Consider the following 17,233-nt stretch of genomic DNA (forward strand, 5'->3'; position numbering starts at 1 on the left):
ATTCGTACTAGTTTTTTGGTACAGTCGTACAGGAATTCGGGTGTGACAGGAGGACACCATGGCGTGGCTCTACGTGATCGTCGGCGGGCTGTTCGAGACGGCCTTCGCGGTCTCGCTCAAGGAGTCGAACGGGTTCACTCGGCTCTGGCCGAGCATCAGCTTCGCCGTCACCGTCGTCATCAGCATGCTGCTGCTCGGCCTCGGCCTGCGCGAGCTGCCGGTCGGCACGGCGTACGCCGTCTGGACCGGCATCGGCGCGGCCGGCACGGCGATCGTCGGCATGCTGTTCTTCGACGACCCGGCGACGTTCTTGCGCATCGCGGCCATCGGGCTCATCGTGTCTGGCGTGATCCTGCTGAACCTCGCCGGCGGCGGCGCGCACTGATGGCCACGGCGAAGGGCGAACAACGGCGCGCCGCCCTGGTCCGCGCCGCGGCCGACCTGCTGCAGAGCGGCGGGCTGGAGGCGGTGAGCCATCGTGGGGTGGCGGGTCGGGCGGGCGTGCCCCTGGGGGCCACGACGTACTACTTCGCCGATCTGACGGAGCTGCGCCGGGCCGCCGTCGAGACCCTCGCCGACGACGACGCCGCCCGCATGTCCGCCGCCGTCGACGCGCTGTCGGCCCGGCGCCGGGGCGCGGCCGCGGTGGCCCGGATGATCGCCACCCTGCTCACGCCGGACGAGTACGGCGCGCTGGTCGCGTGGTACGAGCGGTACGTGCTGGCCGCCCGCGAGCCGCTGTTCGCGGCGGCCGCGCGGCGCTCCAACGCGGCGGCGCGCGAGAGCGTGGCGGCGGTGCTGGAGCGTTCCGGACTGGCGGCCGGAGTCCCGCCGCACGTCGTCCTCGCCGTGGTCGACGGCGCGGTGCTCGGCGCCCTCGCCGACGGTGCCGGCCTGACAGACGTGCGCGCCGCCGCCGCCGACGCGCTCACCGCCGTGCTCGACCACCCCTGACCGACGCGTCACAGGGCGAGCTGCTCGCCGGACGACGGCCCGGTTCGCGCGGAGTACAGAACGACGCCGGCCCGGGGCGTGAACCCTGGGCCGGCGTCGGTGTGTGTTCGGTGTGTGTTCTGCTCAGCGACCGCCGCGGCGGCGCAGGGCCTCGTCGATCTCCGGGTCGCCGAGCTGGCTCAGCCAGGTCAGCAGCTCAGGGTAGGTCGACGGGTTGGCGGCGACGTACTTGCGCAGCCCCGGTTCCTGCGCCGCGATGTCGGCCAGCGTCTGCAACGGCGTGTTGGGGTCGAGCGCGGTGCGAGCGTCGAACCCGGGGGTGTCGCCGACGGCCGGCTGGTCGACCCGGGTGGCCGGCTCGACGCGCGGCTGGTCGACGCGGGTGGCGGTGTCGTCGGCGGCCGGCTGGTCGACGGCCAGGCCGCTGATCGGGCCGGGCTTGGCCTCGCTGAGCAGGCCCTCCTGCCCGCCGGCCGGAGCGCCGGTGACGGTCTTCGCGTCGTCAGCGGGCACGGCCGGGCTGGCCGGCACCTCGTCGTCCTTCGCCTTGGTGGCGTCGGCCGCCTGCGGCTCGGCCTGCGCCGCCTGGGTCTCGGCCTCCGCCTTGGCGTCGGCCGCCTCTGCCTTGGCCTCCGCCGCCTGGGTCTCGGCCTCCGCCTTGGCCTCGCCCGCCTGCGTCTTCGCCTCGGCCGCCTGGGTCTTGGCGTCGGCCTCGGCCTCCGCGGCCCGCGCCTTGGCCTCCGCCTTGGCGGCGGCCTTGGACTCAGCCTTGGACTCGGCCGGACGGGCTGCCGCGGCGCCGGCGGCCGCGGCGGCGGCACCGGTCGCGACCCCGCTTCCCGCGGGTGCCGAGGTCGTCGAGCCGCCGCCGTTGCCCGGCAGGACGCTGCCGAGGCTGAGCTGGTTGGCGCCGATGGGGCCGTACTCGGCACGGACCGACGGCGGCGCCGTCAGCACCACGAACAGCGCCACCCCGAACCACCACAGCACGCTGATGATCGTGGCGTCGGCGATGGCGACGGTCGCGTCGTCGGAGGCGCCCAGGATCGCGGCGATGACGATGCCCAGCAGGATGAACACACCGCCGGCCACGACCGCGATGGCGCGGCCCGCGTTGGCGTCGCGAAGCAGCGCGTTGCGGCCGACCAACGCCGCCAGCACCAGGATCAGCATGAGCACCAGCACCACGATGGCCAGCCCGCGAGCCTCCTCGCTGCCGATGATCTGCAGGACGTACAGCACCACGCCGACGGCGGCGACCACCATCGTCAGCTCGAGGATCCGGCGGCCGACACCGGACCAGAAGGCGGCGCCGGGGGCCTGCTTGTACTGCGGCCGGAGCCCGGGCGCGGCCGCCGCGACGGCGATGGCCGGGATGAGGATGAGCTGCGGGCCGTAGGTGCTCAGGCTCCAGGAGTCCCTCATGGTGCCCTCGGCGCCGAGCTGCCACACGCCGACGAACAGCGAGACCACCCCGACCAGCAGCAGCACGTCGCGCCAGGCGGCGTCGCCGCGGAGCACGCCCAGCAACGGCAGCACGGCCAGCGCCAGGAAGAACAGCATCGAGACGATGAGGTACGCGACGATCTCCCACTCTTGGCCCTCGGCGGCGTCGGTGAGGAACGTGATGATGCTGACGACGGTCAGCAGCGCGAACAGCCCGCCGGTGCCGAGCGTGGCCCAGCGCCACACCTGGCCGTCGCCGGACGGCGACTGCTCGGCCTCGCGGCCCTGAGCCGCGAGCAGCGCGCCGGCCAGCCCGAACGCCATCCCGACGCCCACGCCGTCGCCGCGGTTCTCGCCGACGTAGCCGAGCACCAGTGTGATCAGCACGACCACGACGTACGGCGCATTGGCGGCGAGCCGGGCCAGCCGCAGCTCCGCGGTGCCCCACGACGCCGGCAGCACGCCGCCGCGCTTGAGGTACGGCAGCGACAGCGAGATGACGGACAGCAGCGTCACCAAGATGACGTAGACCTTGCCGGTCACCGTGTCGGAGAGGTCCCACGGCATGCCGAACGAGACGAGCAGGAGCACCAGCGCGACGACGTCGCGGACGTAGTCGAGCACCGGGATGTCCGCGAACGGATTGCGCGCAGCGCCACCCGGGGCCGCCGCTGCGGCGGGTGCTGCGGGACCACCCGCCACCGGGCCGGCGCCACCGGCGGCCGGGCCGGCGCCACCCGCGGCCGGCCCGGCCTGAGCCTGGCCCGCCCGCGGCGCCGCGGCGTCCGCCGTCAAGGGGGCGCCGCAGTTGCCGCAGTAGGCCGAGCCAGTGGCCGGCGCCCCGCAGTTGCTGCAGAAGTTCATTCGTCTCTCCGTCTCGGTCGGTCGCTTCGGAGGGTCACGCGTGGGCAGCGCCGCACTCCCGGAGCGCCTGATGTGCCGGACTCTCGAACGGCCGCACGTTAGCGCACTCGGATGCTGATGGCTACGAACGCAGCGCCGTGATGGGCGTGCCGTCGGGACCAGCGACGTAAACCGGTATACCCGGTCCGCCGAGATCCGACACCACCGCGGTGTCGACACCGCCGGCGGCGCCGTCGGTGACGACCGCGGCCGCCTCGAGCCCGGTGGCGCCACTGGACACCGCGGACGCGACTGCCAGCTGTAACGCGGTGAGGCGCAGCGACGGCAGCGTGACGTCGGCGGCGGCGTAGGTGCGGCCGTCGGCGTCGCGTACGGCCGCGCCGCTGGGCGCCGCCGCGCGGGCCCGGGCGGACCGGGCCAGGATCAGGATCTTCGCGTCCTCGGGGTCGAGTGCGTCGCTCACGCATGCTCCTCGTGCGGCTCGGTGTCGGTGACCTGAACGGGCCGGCTCACCCGGACGGTTCCGATGCGGTTGCGGCGACCGGCCGGGCCCTCCGCCACGAGGTGCAGCCCGGCGACGTCGACCTGGGCGCCGGCGATGGGGACGCGGCCCAGCTGCTTGGCCATGAGGCCGCCGACGGTGTCGACGTCGTCGTCGGACAGTTCGAGGCCGAACAGCTCGCCGAGGTCGTCGATGTGCAGCCGGGAGCTGACCCGGACCACGCCGTCGTCGAGGGTCTCGATGCCGTCCTCGTCGGCGTCGTACTCGTCGGTGATCTCACCGACGATCTCCTCGAGGATGTCCTCGATGGTGACCAGCCCGGCGGTGCCGCCGTACTCGTCGACGACGACGGCGACGTGGATGCGCTGCGCCTGCATCTCTCGCAGCAGGTCGTCGGCCGGCTTGGAGTCGGGCACGAAGAACGCCGGGCGCAGCACCGACTCGACCCGCTCGACGGACTCGGCGTCGCGGTTGTCGTAGAGCCGGCGGGCGACGTCCTTGAGGTAGCTGATGCCGACGATGTCGTCGAGCCCGCCCGGCCCGACCGCCGGGATGCGGCTGAACCCGCTGCGCAGCGCCAGCGACTGGAACTGCCGCAGCGTCTTGTGCGCCTCGATGAACACGACGTCGGTGCGCGGCACCATGACCTCGCGGACCACGGTGTCGCCCAGCTCGAACACCGAGTGGATCATCTGGCGCTCGCCGGACTCGATGATGCGGCCGGCCTCGGCGAGGTCGACCAGCTCGCGCAGCTCCGCCTCGGTCGCGAACGGGCCCTCGCGGAAGCCCTTGCCCGGTGTGAGCGCGTTGCCGAGCATGATCAGCAGCTTGGGGATGGGGCCGAGCACCCGGGTGATGCCGAGCAGCAGCCCCGCGAAGGCCCGCGCGATGCCCTCGGCGTGCTGCCGGCCCAGCGTGCGCGGCGCGACGCCGATGACGACGAACGACACGACGACCATGCTGCCCGCGGCGACCAGCAGCGTCTGCCACCACGGTTCGAAGTACTCCTCGCACACCACCGCGACCATGACGACCGCGGAGACCTCGCACGCCATGCGCAGCAGCAGCGCGGTGTTCAGCGCGGGGACGGGGTCGGACGCGACGCGCACCAGTGCGACGGACCCGCGACGACCGGCGCGGTGCAGTTCCTCGGCGCGCGTGCGCGAGATGGTGGTCAACGCCGCCTCGGACATCGCGAACAGCATCGCGACGACCACCAGCACCGCCGCCGAGACCAGCAGCCAGAAGGTGGACGCGCCGCCGGAGGTGGTGGACGTCTCCGCGGCGGCCAGCGCGACGGCGGGCAGCGGTGAGGCGAACATCAGCGGCCGCCTCCTCGGGCGCTCCGCCAGTCGGTCAGCAGCTGTTTCTGCAGCCCGAACATCTCCTTCTCCTCCTCCGGCTCGGCGTGATCGTAGCCGAGCAGGTGGAGGATGCCGTGAGTGGTCAGCAGCTGCAGCTCGTCCGCGGTGCTGTGGCCGGCGGCCTTGGCCTGCGTGGCGGCGACGTCGGGGCAGAGCACGACGTCGCCGAGCAGGCCCGGCTCCGGATCGGCGTCGTCGGGCGTGGGCCGCAGCTCGTCCATCGGGAAGGAGAGGACGTCGGTGGGACCGGGCTCGTCCATCCACTGCACGTGCAGCGTCTCCATCGTGTCGGTGTCGACCAGCAGGATGGCCAGCTCGGCGAGCGGGTGGATGCGCTGGTGGTCGAGCACGAACCGGGCGAGGTCGGACAGCGTCTTCTCGTCGACCTCGGCGCCGGACTCGTTGTTGACCTCGATGGTCACGGGCGTCGGCCGGGAACGCGCGACCGCCCGTTGCCCTGCGCCGCCTCCTGCACGGCGTCGTAGCGGGTGTAGGCGTCGACGATCTCGCCGACCAGCCTGTGCCGCACGACGTCGCGGCTGTTCAGCCGGCAGAAGTGGACGTCGTCGATGCCGTCGAGGATCTCTTCGACGACGCGCAGCCCGCTGGTGGTGCCGGCCGGGAGGTCGACCTGGGTGACGTCGCCCGTGACCACCATCTTCGACCCGAAGCCGAGCCGGGTGAGGAACATCTTCATCTGCTCGGCGGAGGTGTTCTGTGCCTCGTCGAGGATGACGAACGCGTCGTTGAGCGTGCGCCCGCGCATGTACGCCAGCGGCGCGACCTCGATGGTGCCCTCGGTCATCAGCCGCGGGATCGAGGCGGGGTCCATCATGTCGTGCAGCGCGTCGTAGAGCGGCCGCAGGTACGGGTCGATCTTCTCCGACAGCGTGCCGGGCAGGAAGCCCAGCCGCTCGCCCGCCTCGATGGCCGGGCGGGTCAGCAGGATGCGGCTGACCTGCTTGGCCTGCAGCGCCTGCACGGCCTTGGCGACCGCGAGGTAGGTCTTGCCGGTGCCGGCCGGGCCGATGCCGAAGATGACGGTGTGCTTGTCGATGGCGTCGACGTAGCGCTTCTGGTTCAGCGTCTTGGGCCGGATGGTGCGCCCACGATTGGACAGGATGTTGGCGGTGAGCACCTCGGCCGGCCGCTCGCCGGTGCGGGCGCGCAGCATGGCGACCGTCCGCTCGACGGCTTCGGGCGTCATGCCCTGCCCCGTACGCAGCACGGCCACCATCTCGTCGATGACGCCCTCGGCCTCGGCGATGTCGCCCGGACGGCCCGTCATCGTGATCTGGTTGCCGCGCACGTGGATGTCGACGTCCGGGAAGGACGACTCGACGACCTTGATGAGCTCGTCGCCCGAGCCGAGCAGGCTCACCATGGAGATGCTCGTGGGTACGACGATGGTGTGCTGGGCGGCCTGCTGTTCGGCCTGTTCTGTCTTCGTCATGGGCGGCCTCGCTGGGCCTGTCACGCCTACTTCCCGTCTCGATCGCGCTGTTCAGTGGATGTGTTGAATGCTACCTGCGGCCGGGGACAAGTCACGGCGAATTTCCGGCCGGCTCAGCCCGGCGGCCAGGTCATCGTGCGCCCGCCCAGCACGTGCCCGTGCACGTGGAACACCGACTGACCGGCCTGCTCCCCCGTGTTGAACACCAGCCGGTACGCCTCGATTCCCTCGTCGGAGGCGATGGCCGCTGCCGTCCGTACCAGCTCGGCCAGCAGGTCCGGCGCGGCGGCCGCGAGCGACGCGACGTCGCGGTGGTGCGCGCGAGGCACCACCAGCACGTGGGTGGGCGCCTGCGGCGCGATGTCGCGGAACGCGAGCGTGTGCTCGGTCTCGCGCACGACGTCGGCCGGGATCTCGCCGCCGGCGATCTTGCAGAACAGGCAGTCCGCGTCGCGGGTCACTCGCGCCTCCGGTGATTCGGGTAGCTGGATGTTAGGGCACGGACCGAAAGTACTCGCGGCCGATGTGCAACCCGTCCGGCCCGGCAGACGTCATCATGATGTGGGGGGATCCACCGGCAGGCGGGGTGTCCTCACCTGTCCGTCGCCGCCTGACCGTACCCTCTGGAGCCATGCCGAACCCGCTCGACGAGCAGCAGTCCGACCCGCCCACCGAGGCCGCGCCGGACGAGCGCCCGCGCAAGCGCCGCCGCAACCGCCGCATCCTGATCGGCGTCCTGGCGACGCTGCTGATCCTGGTCGTCGCGGTGGCCGGCGTCGCCTTCTACTTCGTGAACCGGGTGTCGTCGAACATCGAGCGGATCCCGGACGCCTTCGACATCCCCGAGACCGCGCGCCCGGCCGAGCTCCCGGGCGACAGCATCACCTTCCTGCTGGGCGGACTCGACGGCGCCGACAAGGTCGACGTCTACGAGCCGGGCGCGGCCCGCACCGACACCATCATGCTGGCGCACTTCCCGGAGGGGCGCGATCGTGGCTACCTGGTCTCGATCCCCCGCGACACCTGGATCGACATCCCCGGCCACGGCCGCAACAAGATCAACGCGGCGTACTCCTTCGGCGGGCCGTCGTTGTTCGTGCAGACCCTCGAGGAGCTCACCGGCATCCGCGTCGACCACCTGGCGCTGATCGACTGGAACGGGTTCCAGGCGCTCACCGACGAGCTGGGCGGCGTCACGCTCACGTTCGACGAGGAGACGCCGCTCGCCGACAACGACGAGCCGCTGCCGGCCGGCACGCACACGCTCACCGGCGAGCAGGCGCTGCAGTACGTCCGCGACCGCAAGGACCTGCCCGGCGGCGACTTCGACCGCGTCAAGCGGCAGCAGAACTTCCTCCGTGCCCTGATGAACGAGCTGATCTCGTCCGGCACGCTCACCGATCCCGGCAAGATCAACGGCGTCACCGGCGCGATCGGCCAGGCCGCCCGGGTCGACGAGGAGCTCAGCGCGTTCGGCATGGTCGACCTCGCACTGTCGATGCGCAACCTGCGCTCGAACGACATGACGTTCCTCACCGTGCCGACCGACGGCACCGGCTGGGCCGGCCCGCAGAGCATCGTCGTCTACGACCAGGAACGCGCCGATCAGCTGTGGACCGCGCTGGCCGACGACGACATGGACGCCTTCCTCGCCGCCAACCCCGACCTCGTCACCGGCGACGAGGTCCGCTGACCCCGTTCGGCTGAAGATCACCGACCCGATCCCCTACGGTTGGGCGCGCATCGGTAAACCGGCATGGCCGGCAACGCGTCAGTAGGGGTATGTGGTGCAAGACAGGACCGGGTCCGAGGCCGACGACGCCGTCACGGACCTGTACGCGGCGCACTATGTCCGCCTCGTCCGGCTGGCCACGCTGCTCCAGGGCAACGAGGCCGTCGCCGAGGAGGTCGTGCAGGACGCGTTCGTGGCCCTGCACCGCCGCTGGCGCCGGTTGCGCGAGCCGGCTGCGGCGGTCGCCTACCTGCGCACGTCCGTGGTGCACGGCTGCCGGTCGGTCCAGCGCCGGCGCGGCGTGGCGGCCCGCCATCCGGAGGAGCCGCCGGGCCATGCGCCCAGCGCCGAGCAGGTCGCCGTCGGCGGAGCTGCGGCCGACGCCGTCGTCGAGGCGCTGCGCGGGCTGCCGGACCGGCAGCGAGAGGCGCTCGTCCTGCGCTACTACGGCGGTCTCTCGGAGTCGGAGATCGCGAGCGCGATGAAGATCAGCAACGGCGCCGTCAAGAGCCACGCCTCACGCGGGCTGGCCGGGCTGCGCGACGCGATGGCGGAGTGGTCGTGAGGAGGCAGCGGTGAGCACGCCGGAGGACTGGACGCCGGAGGAGCAGCAGGTCCACGACGCCCTGCACCGCGCCGCCGAGCGGGTGCAGCCGGGCCCGGACGGCCTGGCCAGGATCAGGAGGAGGACGGCGGTGGTTCCGATGTGGCGACGACCGGTGGTACTGGGGCTCGCGGGCGCGACGGCGCTGGCCGCGGCGGTGATCGTGGGCGGCGCGATCGTCCTGAGCAACGATGACGACGACACGCCCGTCGCGACGACGACGTCCACGTCGCCGGCGACGTCCCCGAACGGGACGCCGACGGACACATCGCCGCCGACGTCGCCGCCGGCCGCCGAGACCACACCACCGGCGCAGACGCTGACGGTCCCGGTCTACTACGTGGCCGACGCCGGCGACGGGCTCCGGCTGGTCCGCGAGTTCCACACCGTCGAGACGTCGCTGCCGCCCGTCGCCGCCGCGATCAACGAGATGCTGACGGCGCCGCCGGCCGACCCCGACTACACCACGCTGTGGGAGCCCGGCGTCGAGGTGCTGTCCGCCGACGTGGCCGACGGCGCCATCGTGGTCGACCTGAGCGGGCCGCCAGCGGTCGGCGACGATCCCGACCTCGCTACTCAGCAGCTCGTCTACACGGCGACGGCCGCGGCCGCGACCGCGCAGCTGGACGGCTCGCTGCCGGTTCGCATCGCCGTCGGCGGCGAGAACCCCAGCGAGCCGGTCGGCCGGGCCGATCCGCTGGAGGTCCGGCAGTTGGTGCAGCTCAACGACCCGGCCGAGGGCGCGACCCTGCCCAGTCCCGTCACGGTGAGCGGCGAGGCAGCGGTGAACGAGGCCAACGTGCTGTGGGAGCTGCGCCGCGACGGCGAGGTCGTCGACTCCGGGAACACGACCGCCGAGGAGTGCTGCACGTTCTCCCCGTTCGCGTTCGAGCTGGATCTCGAACCCGGCAGCTACGAGATCGTCGTCAGCGAGAGCGATGAGTCCGGGGGCGAGGGCCGGCCGCCGATGAGCGACTCGCGCACGTTCACCGTCGAGTAGCGGTCAGGCCCAGCGGGCGGTCCGCGACAGCACGACAGCGGCCGCGACGGTGCCGGCGGTCGACGTGCGCAGAACGGTCGGGCCGAGCCGGGCGACGACCGCCCCGGTGGCGGCCAGCTGGTCCAGCTCGTCCGGCGCCACGCCGCCCTCGGGGCCCACGATCAGCAGGATGTCGCCGTCGGTGGGAAGGTCGAGGGCGCCGAGCGGCTCGGTGGCCTCCTCGTGCAGCACGACGGCGAGCGCGGCGGCCCCCGCTCGGGCCGTGAGCGCCGGTGTCGGCACCGGGTCGGTGACGGCCGGCAGCCAGGCCCGACGCGACTGCTTGGCCGCCTCGCGCGCCGTGGACCGCCAGCGGCGCAGCGCCTTGTCGCCGCGCTCGCCCGTCCACCGGACCATGCACCGCTGCGCCGCCCATGGCACGATCTCGTCGACGCCGGCCTCGGTCATCGTCTCGACGGCGATCTCGCCGCGGTCGCCCTTGGGGATCGCCTGCGCGACGACCACCCGAGGCCACGGCTCCGGCACGTCGATCCGCTCGACGACCTCACAGGTCAGCCCCTGCTTCGACGCCCCGGCGACGACACAGCGGACCAGCTGCCCGGCGCCGTCGGTCAGCTCGACGGCCTCGCCCGGCTGGATACGGCGGACCACCGCGGCGTGCCGCCCCTCGTCGCCGTCGAGGACGACGACGTCCGCCGCGCGCAGGGCCGCGGCGTCGGCGAGGAATACCGGTGCGGTCAGTTGAGCCCGTCCTTGAAGGCGTCGCGGATGCGGGTGAAGAAGTTGCCGTGGCCACCGGCCGCGCCGGGGCCCTCGACCCGCTCCTCGCCGCGCAGACCGGCCAGCTCGCGCAGCAGCTCCTCCTGCCGGGGGTCGAGCTTCGTCGGCGTCTGGACCTCGACGTGGATCAGCAGGTCGCCGCGGCCGGTGCCGCGCAGCTTCGGGACGCCGCGGGCGCCGAGCTTGATGACCTCGCCGTGCTGGACGCCGGGCCGCACCTCGACCGTCGTGGCGCCGTCGAAGGTCTCGAGCTCGACGCTGGTGCCGAGCGCGGCGGCCGTCATGGGCAGCTGCAGCGTGCAGTGCAGGTTGTCGCCGTTGCGGGTGAACACCGGGTGCGGCGTGACCGCCAGCTCGACGTAGAGGTCGCCGGCCGGGCCGCCGCCGGGACCGACCTCGCCCTGACCGGTCAGCTGGATGCGGGTGCCGTTGTCGACGCCCGCCGGGATCTTGATGGTGAGCGTGCGGCGGGTACGGACGCGGCCGTCGCCGGAGCACTCGACGCACGGGTTCGGGTTGACCGTCCCGAAGCCCTGGCAGGCCGGGCACGGGCGGGTCGTCATGACCTGGCCGAGGAACGAGCGCTGCACCTGGCTGACCTCGCCCTGCCCCTGACACGTCGGGCAGGTGACCCGGGTGGCGCCCTTCGCGGTGCCCTCGCCGTGGCAGACCTGGCAGACCACCGCGGTGTCGACCTGCAGCTCGCGCGTGGCGCCGAAGACCGCGTCGGCCAGCTCGACCTTCAGCTGGACCAGGGCGTCCTGGCCGCGGCGGACCCGGCTGCGCGGGCCGCGCGCGTTCGTCCCGCCGAAGAAGGCGTCCATGATGTCGGTGAACGAGAACGCGCCGCCGAAGTTGCCGCCCGCGCCGCCGCCGCTGCTGAGAGGGTCGCCGCCGAGGTCGTACATCTCCCGCTTGCGGGGGTCGTTGAGCACCTCGTAGGCCGTGACGACCTCTTTGAAGCGCTCCTGCGTGGCGGGGTCGGGGTTGACGTCCGGGTGCAGTTGCCGGGCGAGGCGGCGGTAGGCCTTCTTGATCTCCTCGCTGGAGGCGTTCTTCGGCACGCCGAGAACTTCGTAGTAGTCGGTGGTGGGCACCCTGTGTCTTCCCTAGTGAGGCGCGAGAATCTTGCTGACATATCGAGCGACGGCGCCGACGGCCGCGATGGTGCCGGGGTAGTCCATGCGGGTCGGTCCGACCACCCCCATGCTAGCCAGCGCCAGCTCACCCGGCCCGTAGCCCGAGGTGACGACGGACGTGGCCGAGAGCCCGGTCTGCGCGTTCTCGCTGCCGATGCGGACCCGGACGGGGGTGGGGCTGGTGGCCTCGCCGAGCAGCCGGAGCAGCACGACGTGCTCCTCGAGCGCCGACAGCAGCGGCTCGAGCTCGTGGTCGAACTCCTGGCCGTAGCGGGCGAGGTTGCCCGTCCCGGCGACGGCGACCCGCTCCTCGTGCCGCTCGATGAGCGTGCTGAGCAGCGTGGCCGTGACGGCGGCGACGGTGGCGCGGTCTTCGGGGCCGAAGCGTTCGCCGAGCTCGGCCACCCGCGTCTCGACCGACGCGAAGTCCTGCCCGGTGACGAGCGCGTTGATGCGCGCCCGCAACTCGCCGACCAGTACGTCGTCGGCGTCGGCCGGCAGATCGACGACGCGCTGCTCGACCCGGCCGGTGTCGGTGATGAGCACCACCAGTACCCGCGCCGGCGCCAGCATGACCAGCTCGACGTGCCGCACCGTCGACCGGCTCAGCGACGGATACTGCACGACGGCGGCCTGCCGGGTCAGCTGCGCCAGCAGCCGCACCGTCCGCGATACGACGTCGTCGAGGTCGAGCGCGCCGTCGAGGAACGTCTGGATGGCCCGGCGCTCGGGCGGCGACAACGGCTTCACCGTCGACAGCCGGTCGACGAACAGCCGGTAGCCCTTGTCGGTGGGCACCCGGCCGGCGCTGGTGTGCGGCTGGGCGATGTAGCCCTCCTCCTCCAGCGCCGCCATGTCGTTGCGGATGGTGGCCGGCGACACCCCGAGATGGTGCCGGTCGACCAGTGCCTTCGACCCGACCGGCTCCTGGGTGGCGACGTAGTCCTCGACGATCGCCCTGAGGACGTCGAGCTTGCGGTCATCGACGGACAACCGGGTACACCTCCCGCCGCGCATTTGGCACTCGACCCTTGCAAGTGCCAATTCTACGTGGTTCCGGACGCCTACGTCTTTCCTCGCAGGTCACACCTCGGGGACGGTGTGTCCCTGAGTGCTGTCGTGACCACGTGGCGAGATCTGGCGGCGTTTCTGGGTGCGTCGCGGGGTCTTCCGGTGCGTCGGCGGGCTTGCACGCCGGGCGCAGCACCGGAACGCCTGGTGACGTGCGCGACGGTCCTGACTGTCAGCAGTGCCCGGGCGGCGGTTCGCAGCGGACTGTGGCAACGGGTCGCCGCGGGCCGGGGGCGGCGGTTCGCAGCGGACTGTGGCAACGGGTCGCCGCCGGCCGGGGGCGGCGGTTCGCAGCGGACTGTGGCAACGGGTCGCCGCCGGCCGGGGGCTGCGGTTCGCAGTGGGCCAGGACTGGGTGGACCGGGGCGGTTCACGGCGGACCGGGACTGCGGCAGACCGGGGCTGACGACGGTCGGCGGTGGCCCGGTCGGTCCAGTCGGTCCAGTGCGTCCAGTCAGTCAGGGTCGGCCATCGATCCGGGCGCTTCCGGCCGTCGATCCAGCTCCGTTGCCGACAGCCGACGGTGGCCCGGTCGGCCCGGTCGGTCCAGTCGGTCCAGTGCGTCCAGCCGGTCAGGGGCGGCCATCGATCCGGGCGCTTCCGGCCGTCGATCCAGCTCCGTTGCCGACAGCCGACGGTGGCCCGGTCGGTCCAGTCGGTCCAGTGCGTCCAGTCGGTCCAGTGCGTCCAGTCGGTCCAGTGCGTCCAGTCGGTCCAGTGCGTCCAGTGCGTCCAGTCGGTCAGGGTCGGCCATCGATCCAGGCGCTTCCGGCCGTCGACCCAGCTCCGTTGATGTCGGCGTGGGCCGCGGTGAGAACGGTGATCAAGAGACGGCTCACTGATGCCCTGGCGGCACGCAACCGCTCGTGAACACCGGCTCACACACCACTTCACCAGGCGTTCTCCCACTCCACCAGGCATGCACGCCTCGCAGAGCGGGAGAACGCCTGGTGAAGTACGCGATCGTTGATGATCATCGGCGTCCACCAGCCCGCAGCCGCCGGCACGGCCGAGGCGACGGCCGCCGAAGGCTCGGTTCACGTCAGCGACGAGTGGGTGACGTCGGCTGTGACCTCGAGGCGTGCCCAGACTCGCCCCGTCCCCCTGATAGCTGCCAGTTCTTAGACCGCGGGACCGCGGGTCAAGCGGTCTCGTCGGCGCGAAGCGCCCCACAGAGTCCGCTTGAGGCGCGGTCCCGCGGCTGAGAGAATGGGCAGCAGGGGGACGGCGAACGGCGCGAACCCGACACACGTACGCCCGGCCAACCGAACCGCCCAAGCCACCAGCCGGCCCGGTCGACGCTCAGTCCGCCGGGCCGAACGCCCCGCCCGCACCGACGCTCAGTCCGCCGGCCGAACGCCCCGCCCGCACCGACGCTCAGTCCGCCGGCCGAACGCCCGGGACCCTGTCGGCGCCCGCCCATAGGGTGGGCCCCCACCCGTACGGGAGGGGTCCGCAACGCGCGCTCGCGGAGGCGCCCTCAGACCGACGCCACCAACCCCGCGCCGACGCCGCTCGAACCCGGACCAGCGCCACACCGGCACCACGCCCCCTGGACCGACGCCACGTCTGCCACAGACCCCGGCACCACGCCCCCTGGACCGACGCCACGTCTGCCACAGACCCCGGCGCCACGTACGCCGAACCGGCTCCAGCCTCAGCGCCATGCCCCACCGACGCCACGCCCCGGGCTGACGCCACGCCCGCCACGGACCCCGCCGCCCGGGCCGACGCCGTTTCCGGGCCGCCCCGAGGAGGGTCACCGGTGCAGGAGCGCCGACTTTGTCGGTGGCGGCGCGTAGGTTGCGAACGTGCTGGAAATCCGGTTGCCGTCCTGGCCGGGGCGGCGCGAAGCTCGATCGTGGCCGCATCGGCGAGGGCGCCGACACCAGATGTGATGCAGGTCACATCCAGCCTGGGAAATAACCGGGGATGCCCTCCCCGTTTCACCACAGGTCCAACTGAACCGGGGACGCACTCCCCGGTTCACGAAACGGAGAGAAGTTCTCCGTTTCGTCGTACGACTCGAAGGGGGAATCATGGGCGGCATGGCGACAGCCGAGCGCAGGGCACAGCCGGCTCGCGTCGACGCCACCCGCAACCGTGAGCGCATCATCGCCGCGGCGCGTGAGGCGTTCGTCGAGCACGGCCCCACCGTGCCGTTGGACGCCATCGCACACCGCGCGGGCGTGGGCAACGCCACGCTGTACCGGCACTTCGCCGACCGGCACGAGCTCATCCACGTCGTCGCGTCGTACTCGCTGGCCCGCCTCACGGAGCAGGCCGAGTCGGCGCTCGCCGAGGAGACCGACGCGTTCGAGGCGCTGCGTCGGTTCGTTCACCGCGCCGCCGACGAGCGGGTCGGCGCGCTGTGCTCGCTGCTGTACGAAGGCTTCGACAAGAACGACCCCCACGTGATGGACGCCCGAATCCGGTTGGAGAAGGTCGTCACCGAGCTGATGGACAACGCTCGCGAGTCCGGTCAGCTGCGGCCCGACGTCGGCATCGGTGATCTCATGGTCGCGATCACGCAGCTGACCCGTCCCGTCGCCGGCACCGCGTGTGCGCACGTCGAACGCTTCATGCACCGGCATCTCCAGCTCTTCCTCGACGGCCTGCGCGCGCCTGCCCGCTCAGAGCTGTGCGGCACCGCGGTGACCTTCGAGGACTTCGAAATCAAGTAAGCCACCAGGCGGGCCGACGGCGGTCCCGACCCTGTTCAGCACACATTTTTCGTCACCCTGATTGGACTTCGTCATGCCTGAAACACAGCTGCCTGATCCCAGGCGGTGGCGGGCTCTGGCGTTCATCGCCATCGCCCAGCTGATGGTCGTGCTGGACGCCACCATCGTGAACATCGCGCTCCCGTCGGCGCAGGCCGACCTCGGCATCTCCGACGCCAATCGGCAGTGGGTCATCACCGCCTACGCGCTGGCGTTCGGCAGCCTGCTGCTGCTCGGCGGGCGAGTCGCCGACATGTGGGGCCGCAAGAACACCTTCCTCACCGGCCTGATCGGCTTCGCCGGCGCGTCCGCCCTGGGTGGCGCCGCCGCCAACGAGGCCATGATGTTCGCCTCCCGCGCATTGCAGGGCGTCTTCGGCGCGTTGCTGGCCCCGGCGGCACTGTCGCTGCTCGCCGTCATGTTCACCGACGGCAAGGAGCGGGCCCGCGCGTTCGGCATCTTCGGCGCCATCGCCGGTGGTGGCGCGGCGCTCGGCCTGATCCTCGGCGGCATCCTCACCGAGTACCTCGACTGGCGCTGGGTGTTCTTCGTCAACATCCCGATCGCCGCCATCGCGTTCGTCGGCGCCGTCACCGCGGTGCACGAGCCCGACGGCACCCGCAACCGCTCGCCGCTCGACCTCCCCGGCACCGTGCTGGGCACGCTGGGCCTGGTGGCGCTGGTCTACGGCTTCACCCGCGCCGAGACCGAGGGCTGGAGCGAGGCCGGCACCGTCTCGATGTTCGTCCTGACGGTGGTGCTGCTGGTCGCGTTCGTGCTGGTGGAGCGGAAGGTCAAGGCGCCGCTGCTGCCGCTGCGCGTCGTGCTCGAGCGCAACCGAGGCGGCGTCTACCTGGCGCTCGGCCTGGCCGTCATCGCGATGTTCGGCCTGTTCCTGTTCCTGACGTACTACCTGCAGGTGGTCAAGGGCTACAGCCCCATCCGGTCCGGCGTGGCGTTCCTGCCCATGGTGGCCGGCATGGTCATCGGCTCGACCCAGCTGGGCGCGCGGCTGATGACCAGGGTGCCGGCGCGGTACCTCATGACGCCGGGCCTGCTGGTGGCCGCGGTCGGCATGCTGCTGCTGACCCAGATGAACATCGACAGCTCGTACGTGGGCCTGCTGCTGCCGGCGCAGATCCTGCTCGGCCTCGGCCTCGGCACCACGTTCATGCCGGCGATGAGCCTGGCGACGTACGGCGTCGAGCCGCGCGACTCCGGCATCGCCTCGGCGATGATCAACACGTCGCAGCAGGTCGGCGGCGCCATCGGCACGGCGCTGCTCAACACCATCGCGGCCGGCGCCACCACGTCCTACATCAGCGCCCACATCGGCGGCAGCACGCCGCCCGAGCTGGTGCAGCTGCAGGGCATGGTCGACGGCTACACCACCGCCATCTGGTGGGCCGTGGGCATCCTGGTCGTCTCCGCGGCCATCGCGTTCTTCTTCGTGAACGCGACCCCGGACTCCGAGCAGGCCGCCTTCGACGAGCTCGACGGCGAGGGCGAGGCCGCCCCGGTCATGATCCACTGACCGGCGCGCTCCGCGCCCACCCGAGACTGGGGCCCCGTCGTCCGGCGACGGGGCCCCTGCCATGCCC

16 protein-coding genes are annotated in these 17,233 nt (G+C 72.2%); 7 read left to right on the plus strand and 9 right to left on the minus strand.

Going from position 1 to position 17,233, the window contains the following annotated elements:
• The first annotated feature begins 58 nt into the window (after positions 1–58).
• Both DZA62_RS27380 and DZA62_RS27385 read left to right on the plus strand, forming a co-directional pair.
• Positions 59–385: a DMT family transporter gene (locus DZA62_RS27380; RefSeq protein WP_116952134.1), complete on the plus strand. Its 327-nt coding sequence runs from the start codon at positions 59–61 to the stop codon at positions 383–385.
• On the plus strand, positions 385–954 hold the full coding sequence (locus tag DZA62_RS27385; protein ID WP_116952135.1) for a TetR/AcrR family transcriptional regulator: 570 nt from the start codon (positions 385–387) through the stop codon (positions 952–954). The genes DZA62_RS27380 and DZA62_RS27385 overlap by 1 nt, the downstream gene beginning before the upstream one ends.
• Before the next feature lie 123 nt (positions 955–1,077).
• Here DZA62_RS27385 and DZA62_RS27390 read toward each other — a convergent pair whose 3' ends face one another.
• The 6 genes from DZA62_RS27390 to DZA62_RS27415 form a co-directional block, all read right to left on the minus strand.
• Positions 1,078–3,264: a DUF7937 domain-containing protein gene (locus DZA62_RS27390; RefSeq protein ID WP_157987945.1), complete on the minus strand. Its 2,187-nt coding sequence runs from the start codon at positions 3,262–3,264 to the stop codon at positions 1,078–1,080.
• Positions 3,265–3,385: 121 nt separating this feature from the next.
• Complete coding sequence (locus DZA62_RS27395) at positions 3,386–3,727, minus strand: cytidine deaminase (protein WP_116952137.1); 342 nt, start codon at positions 3,725–3,727, stop codon at positions 3,386–3,388.
• On the minus strand, positions 3,724–5,088 hold the full coding sequence (locus DZA62_RS27400; RefSeq protein WP_116952138.1) for a hemolysin family protein: 1,365 nt from the start codon (positions 5,086–5,088) through the stop codon (positions 3,724–3,726). Before DZA62_RS27400 ends, DZA62_RS27395 begins: the two co-directional genes overlap by 4 nt.
• Positions 5,088–5,552: an rRNA maturation RNase YbeY gene (ybeY, locus tag DZA62_RS27405; RefSeq protein WP_116952139.1), complete on the minus strand. Its 465-nt coding sequence runs from the start codon at positions 5,550–5,552 to the stop codon at positions 5,088–5,090. Before ybeY ends, DZA62_RS27400 begins: the two co-directional genes overlap by 1 nt.
• Entirely contained in the window at positions 5,549–6,583 is a 1,035-nt protein-coding gene (locus DZA62_RS27410) for a PhoH family protein (protein ID WP_116952140.1), read from the minus strand. Before DZA62_RS27410 ends, ybeY begins: the two co-directional genes overlap by 4 nt.
• 113 nt (positions 6,584–6,696) lie before the next feature.
• Entirely contained in the window at positions 6,697–7,044 is a 348-nt protein-coding gene (locus DZA62_RS27415; RefSeq protein ID WP_116952141.1) for a histidine triad nucleotide-binding protein, read from the minus strand.
• 170 nt (positions 7,045–7,214) lie between these two features.
• Between DZA62_RS27415 and DZA62_RS27420 the strand changes: the two genes are divergently transcribed.
• The 3 genes from DZA62_RS27420 (at position 7,215) to DZA62_RS27430 (ending at position 9,919) form a co-directional block, all read left to right on the plus strand.
• The gene (locus DZA62_RS27420) at positions 7,215–8,276 is read left to right on the plus strand and encodes an LCP family protein (RefSeq protein WP_116952142.1); all 1,062 of its coding nucleotides are present in this window, start codon (positions 7,215–7,217) and stop codon (positions 8,274–8,276) included.
• Positions 8,277–8,367: 91 nt separating this feature from the next.
• On the plus strand, positions 8,368–8,880 hold the full coding sequence (locus DZA62_RS27425) for a SigE family RNA polymerase sigma factor (protein WP_116952143.1): 513 nt from the start codon (positions 8,368–8,370) through the stop codon (positions 8,878–8,880).
• A gap of 10 nt (positions 8,881–8,890) precedes the next feature.
• Complete coding sequence (locus DZA62_RS27430; protein WP_116952144.1) at positions 8,891–9,919, plus strand: Gmad2 immunoglobulin-like domain-containing protein; 1,029 nt, start codon at positions 8,891–8,893, stop codon at positions 9,917–9,919.
• 3 nt (positions 9,920–9,922) lie between these two features.
• On the opposite strand, the gene DZA62_RS27435 is transcribed toward DZA62_RS27430, so the two are convergent.
• Genes DZA62_RS27435 through hrcA form a run of 3 tightly spaced genes read right to left on the minus strand, consistent with a single transcriptional unit; the run spans position 9,923 to position 12,855 of the window.
• Positions 9,923–10,660 (minus strand): 16S rRNA (uracil(1498)-N(3))-methyltransferase, encoded by a 738-nt coding sequence (locus tag DZA62_RS27435; protein ID WP_116952209.1) that lies wholly within the window; start codon positions 10,658–10,660, stop codon positions 9,923–9,925.
• A complete protein-coding gene (gene dnaJ / locus DZA62_RS27440; RefSeq protein ID WP_116952145.1) occupies positions 10,657–11,796 on the minus strand; it encodes a molecular chaperone DnaJ in 1,140 nt (379 codons plus the stop codon). The genes DZA62_RS27435 and dnaJ overlap by 4 nt, the downstream gene beginning before the upstream one ends.
• Positions 11,797–11,808: 12 nt before the next feature.
• Entirely contained in the window at positions 11,809–12,855 is a 1,047-nt protein-coding gene (gene hrcA / locus DZA62_RS27445) for a heat-inducible transcriptional repressor HrcA (RefSeq protein WP_116952146.1), read from the minus strand.
• Positions 12,856–14,948: 2,093 nt separating this feature from the next.
• Here hrcA and DZA62_RS27455 point away from each other — a divergent pair.
• On the plus strand, positions 14,949–15,593 hold the full coding sequence (locus DZA62_RS27455; protein ID WP_198664253.1) for a TetR/AcrR family transcriptional regulator: 645 nt from the start codon (positions 14,949–14,951) through the stop codon (positions 15,591–15,593).
• A 73-nt stretch (positions 15,594–15,666) separates the two neighbouring features.
• Positions 15,667–17,166: an MFS transporter gene (locus tag DZA62_RS27460; RefSeq protein ID WP_116952148.1), complete on the plus strand. Its 1,500-nt coding sequence runs from the start codon at positions 15,667–15,669 to the stop codon at positions 17,164–17,166.
• Positions 17,167–17,233 lie beyond the last annotated feature (67 nt).

The sequence above is a fragment of the Jiangella endophytica genome (assembly GCF_003427025.1).
Taxonomy (GTDB): domain Bacteria; phylum Actinomycetota; class Actinomycetes; order Jiangellales; family Jiangellaceae; genus Jiangella; species Jiangella endophytica.

Excerpts from the sequence above, each read along its gene's own strand:
- DZA62_RS27380 (WP_116952134.1), top strand. The coding sequence starts at position 59 with ATGGCGTGGCTCTACGTGATCGTCGGCGGGCTGTTCGAGACGGCCTTC.
- DZA62_RS27385 (WP_116952135.1), top strand. The coding sequence starts at position 385 with ATGGCCACGGCGAAGGGCGAACAACGGCGCGCCGCCCTGGTCCGCGCC.
- DZA62_RS27390 (WP_157987945.1), bottom strand. The coding sequence starts at position 3,264 with ATGAACTTCTGCAGCAACTGCGGGGCGCCGGCCACTGGCTCGGCCTAC.
- DZA62_RS27400 (WP_116952138.1), bottom strand. The coding sequence starts at position 5,088 with ATGTTCGCCTCACCGCTGCCCGCCGTCGCGCTGGCCGCCGCGGAGACG.
- DZA62_RS27410 (WP_116952140.1), bottom strand. The coding sequence starts at position 6,583 with ATGACGAAGACAGAACAGGCCGAACAGCAGGCCGCCCAGCACACCATC.
- DZA62_RS27420 (WP_116952142.1), top strand. The coding sequence starts at position 7,215 with ATGCCGAACCCGCTCGACGAGCAGCAGTCCGACCCGCCCACCGAGGCC.
- hrcA (WP_116952146.1), bottom strand. The coding sequence starts at position 12,855 with ATGCGCGGCGGGAGGTGTACCCGGTTGTCCGTCGATGACCGCAAGCTC.
- DZA62_RS27455 (WP_198664253.1), top strand. The coding sequence starts at position 14,949 with ATGGGCGGCATGGCGACAGCCGAGCGCAGGGCACAGCCGGCTCGCGTC.
- DZA62_RS27460 (WP_116952148.1), top strand. The coding sequence starts at position 15,667 with ATGCCTGAAACACAGCTGCCTGATCCCAGGCGGTGGCGGGCTCTGGCG.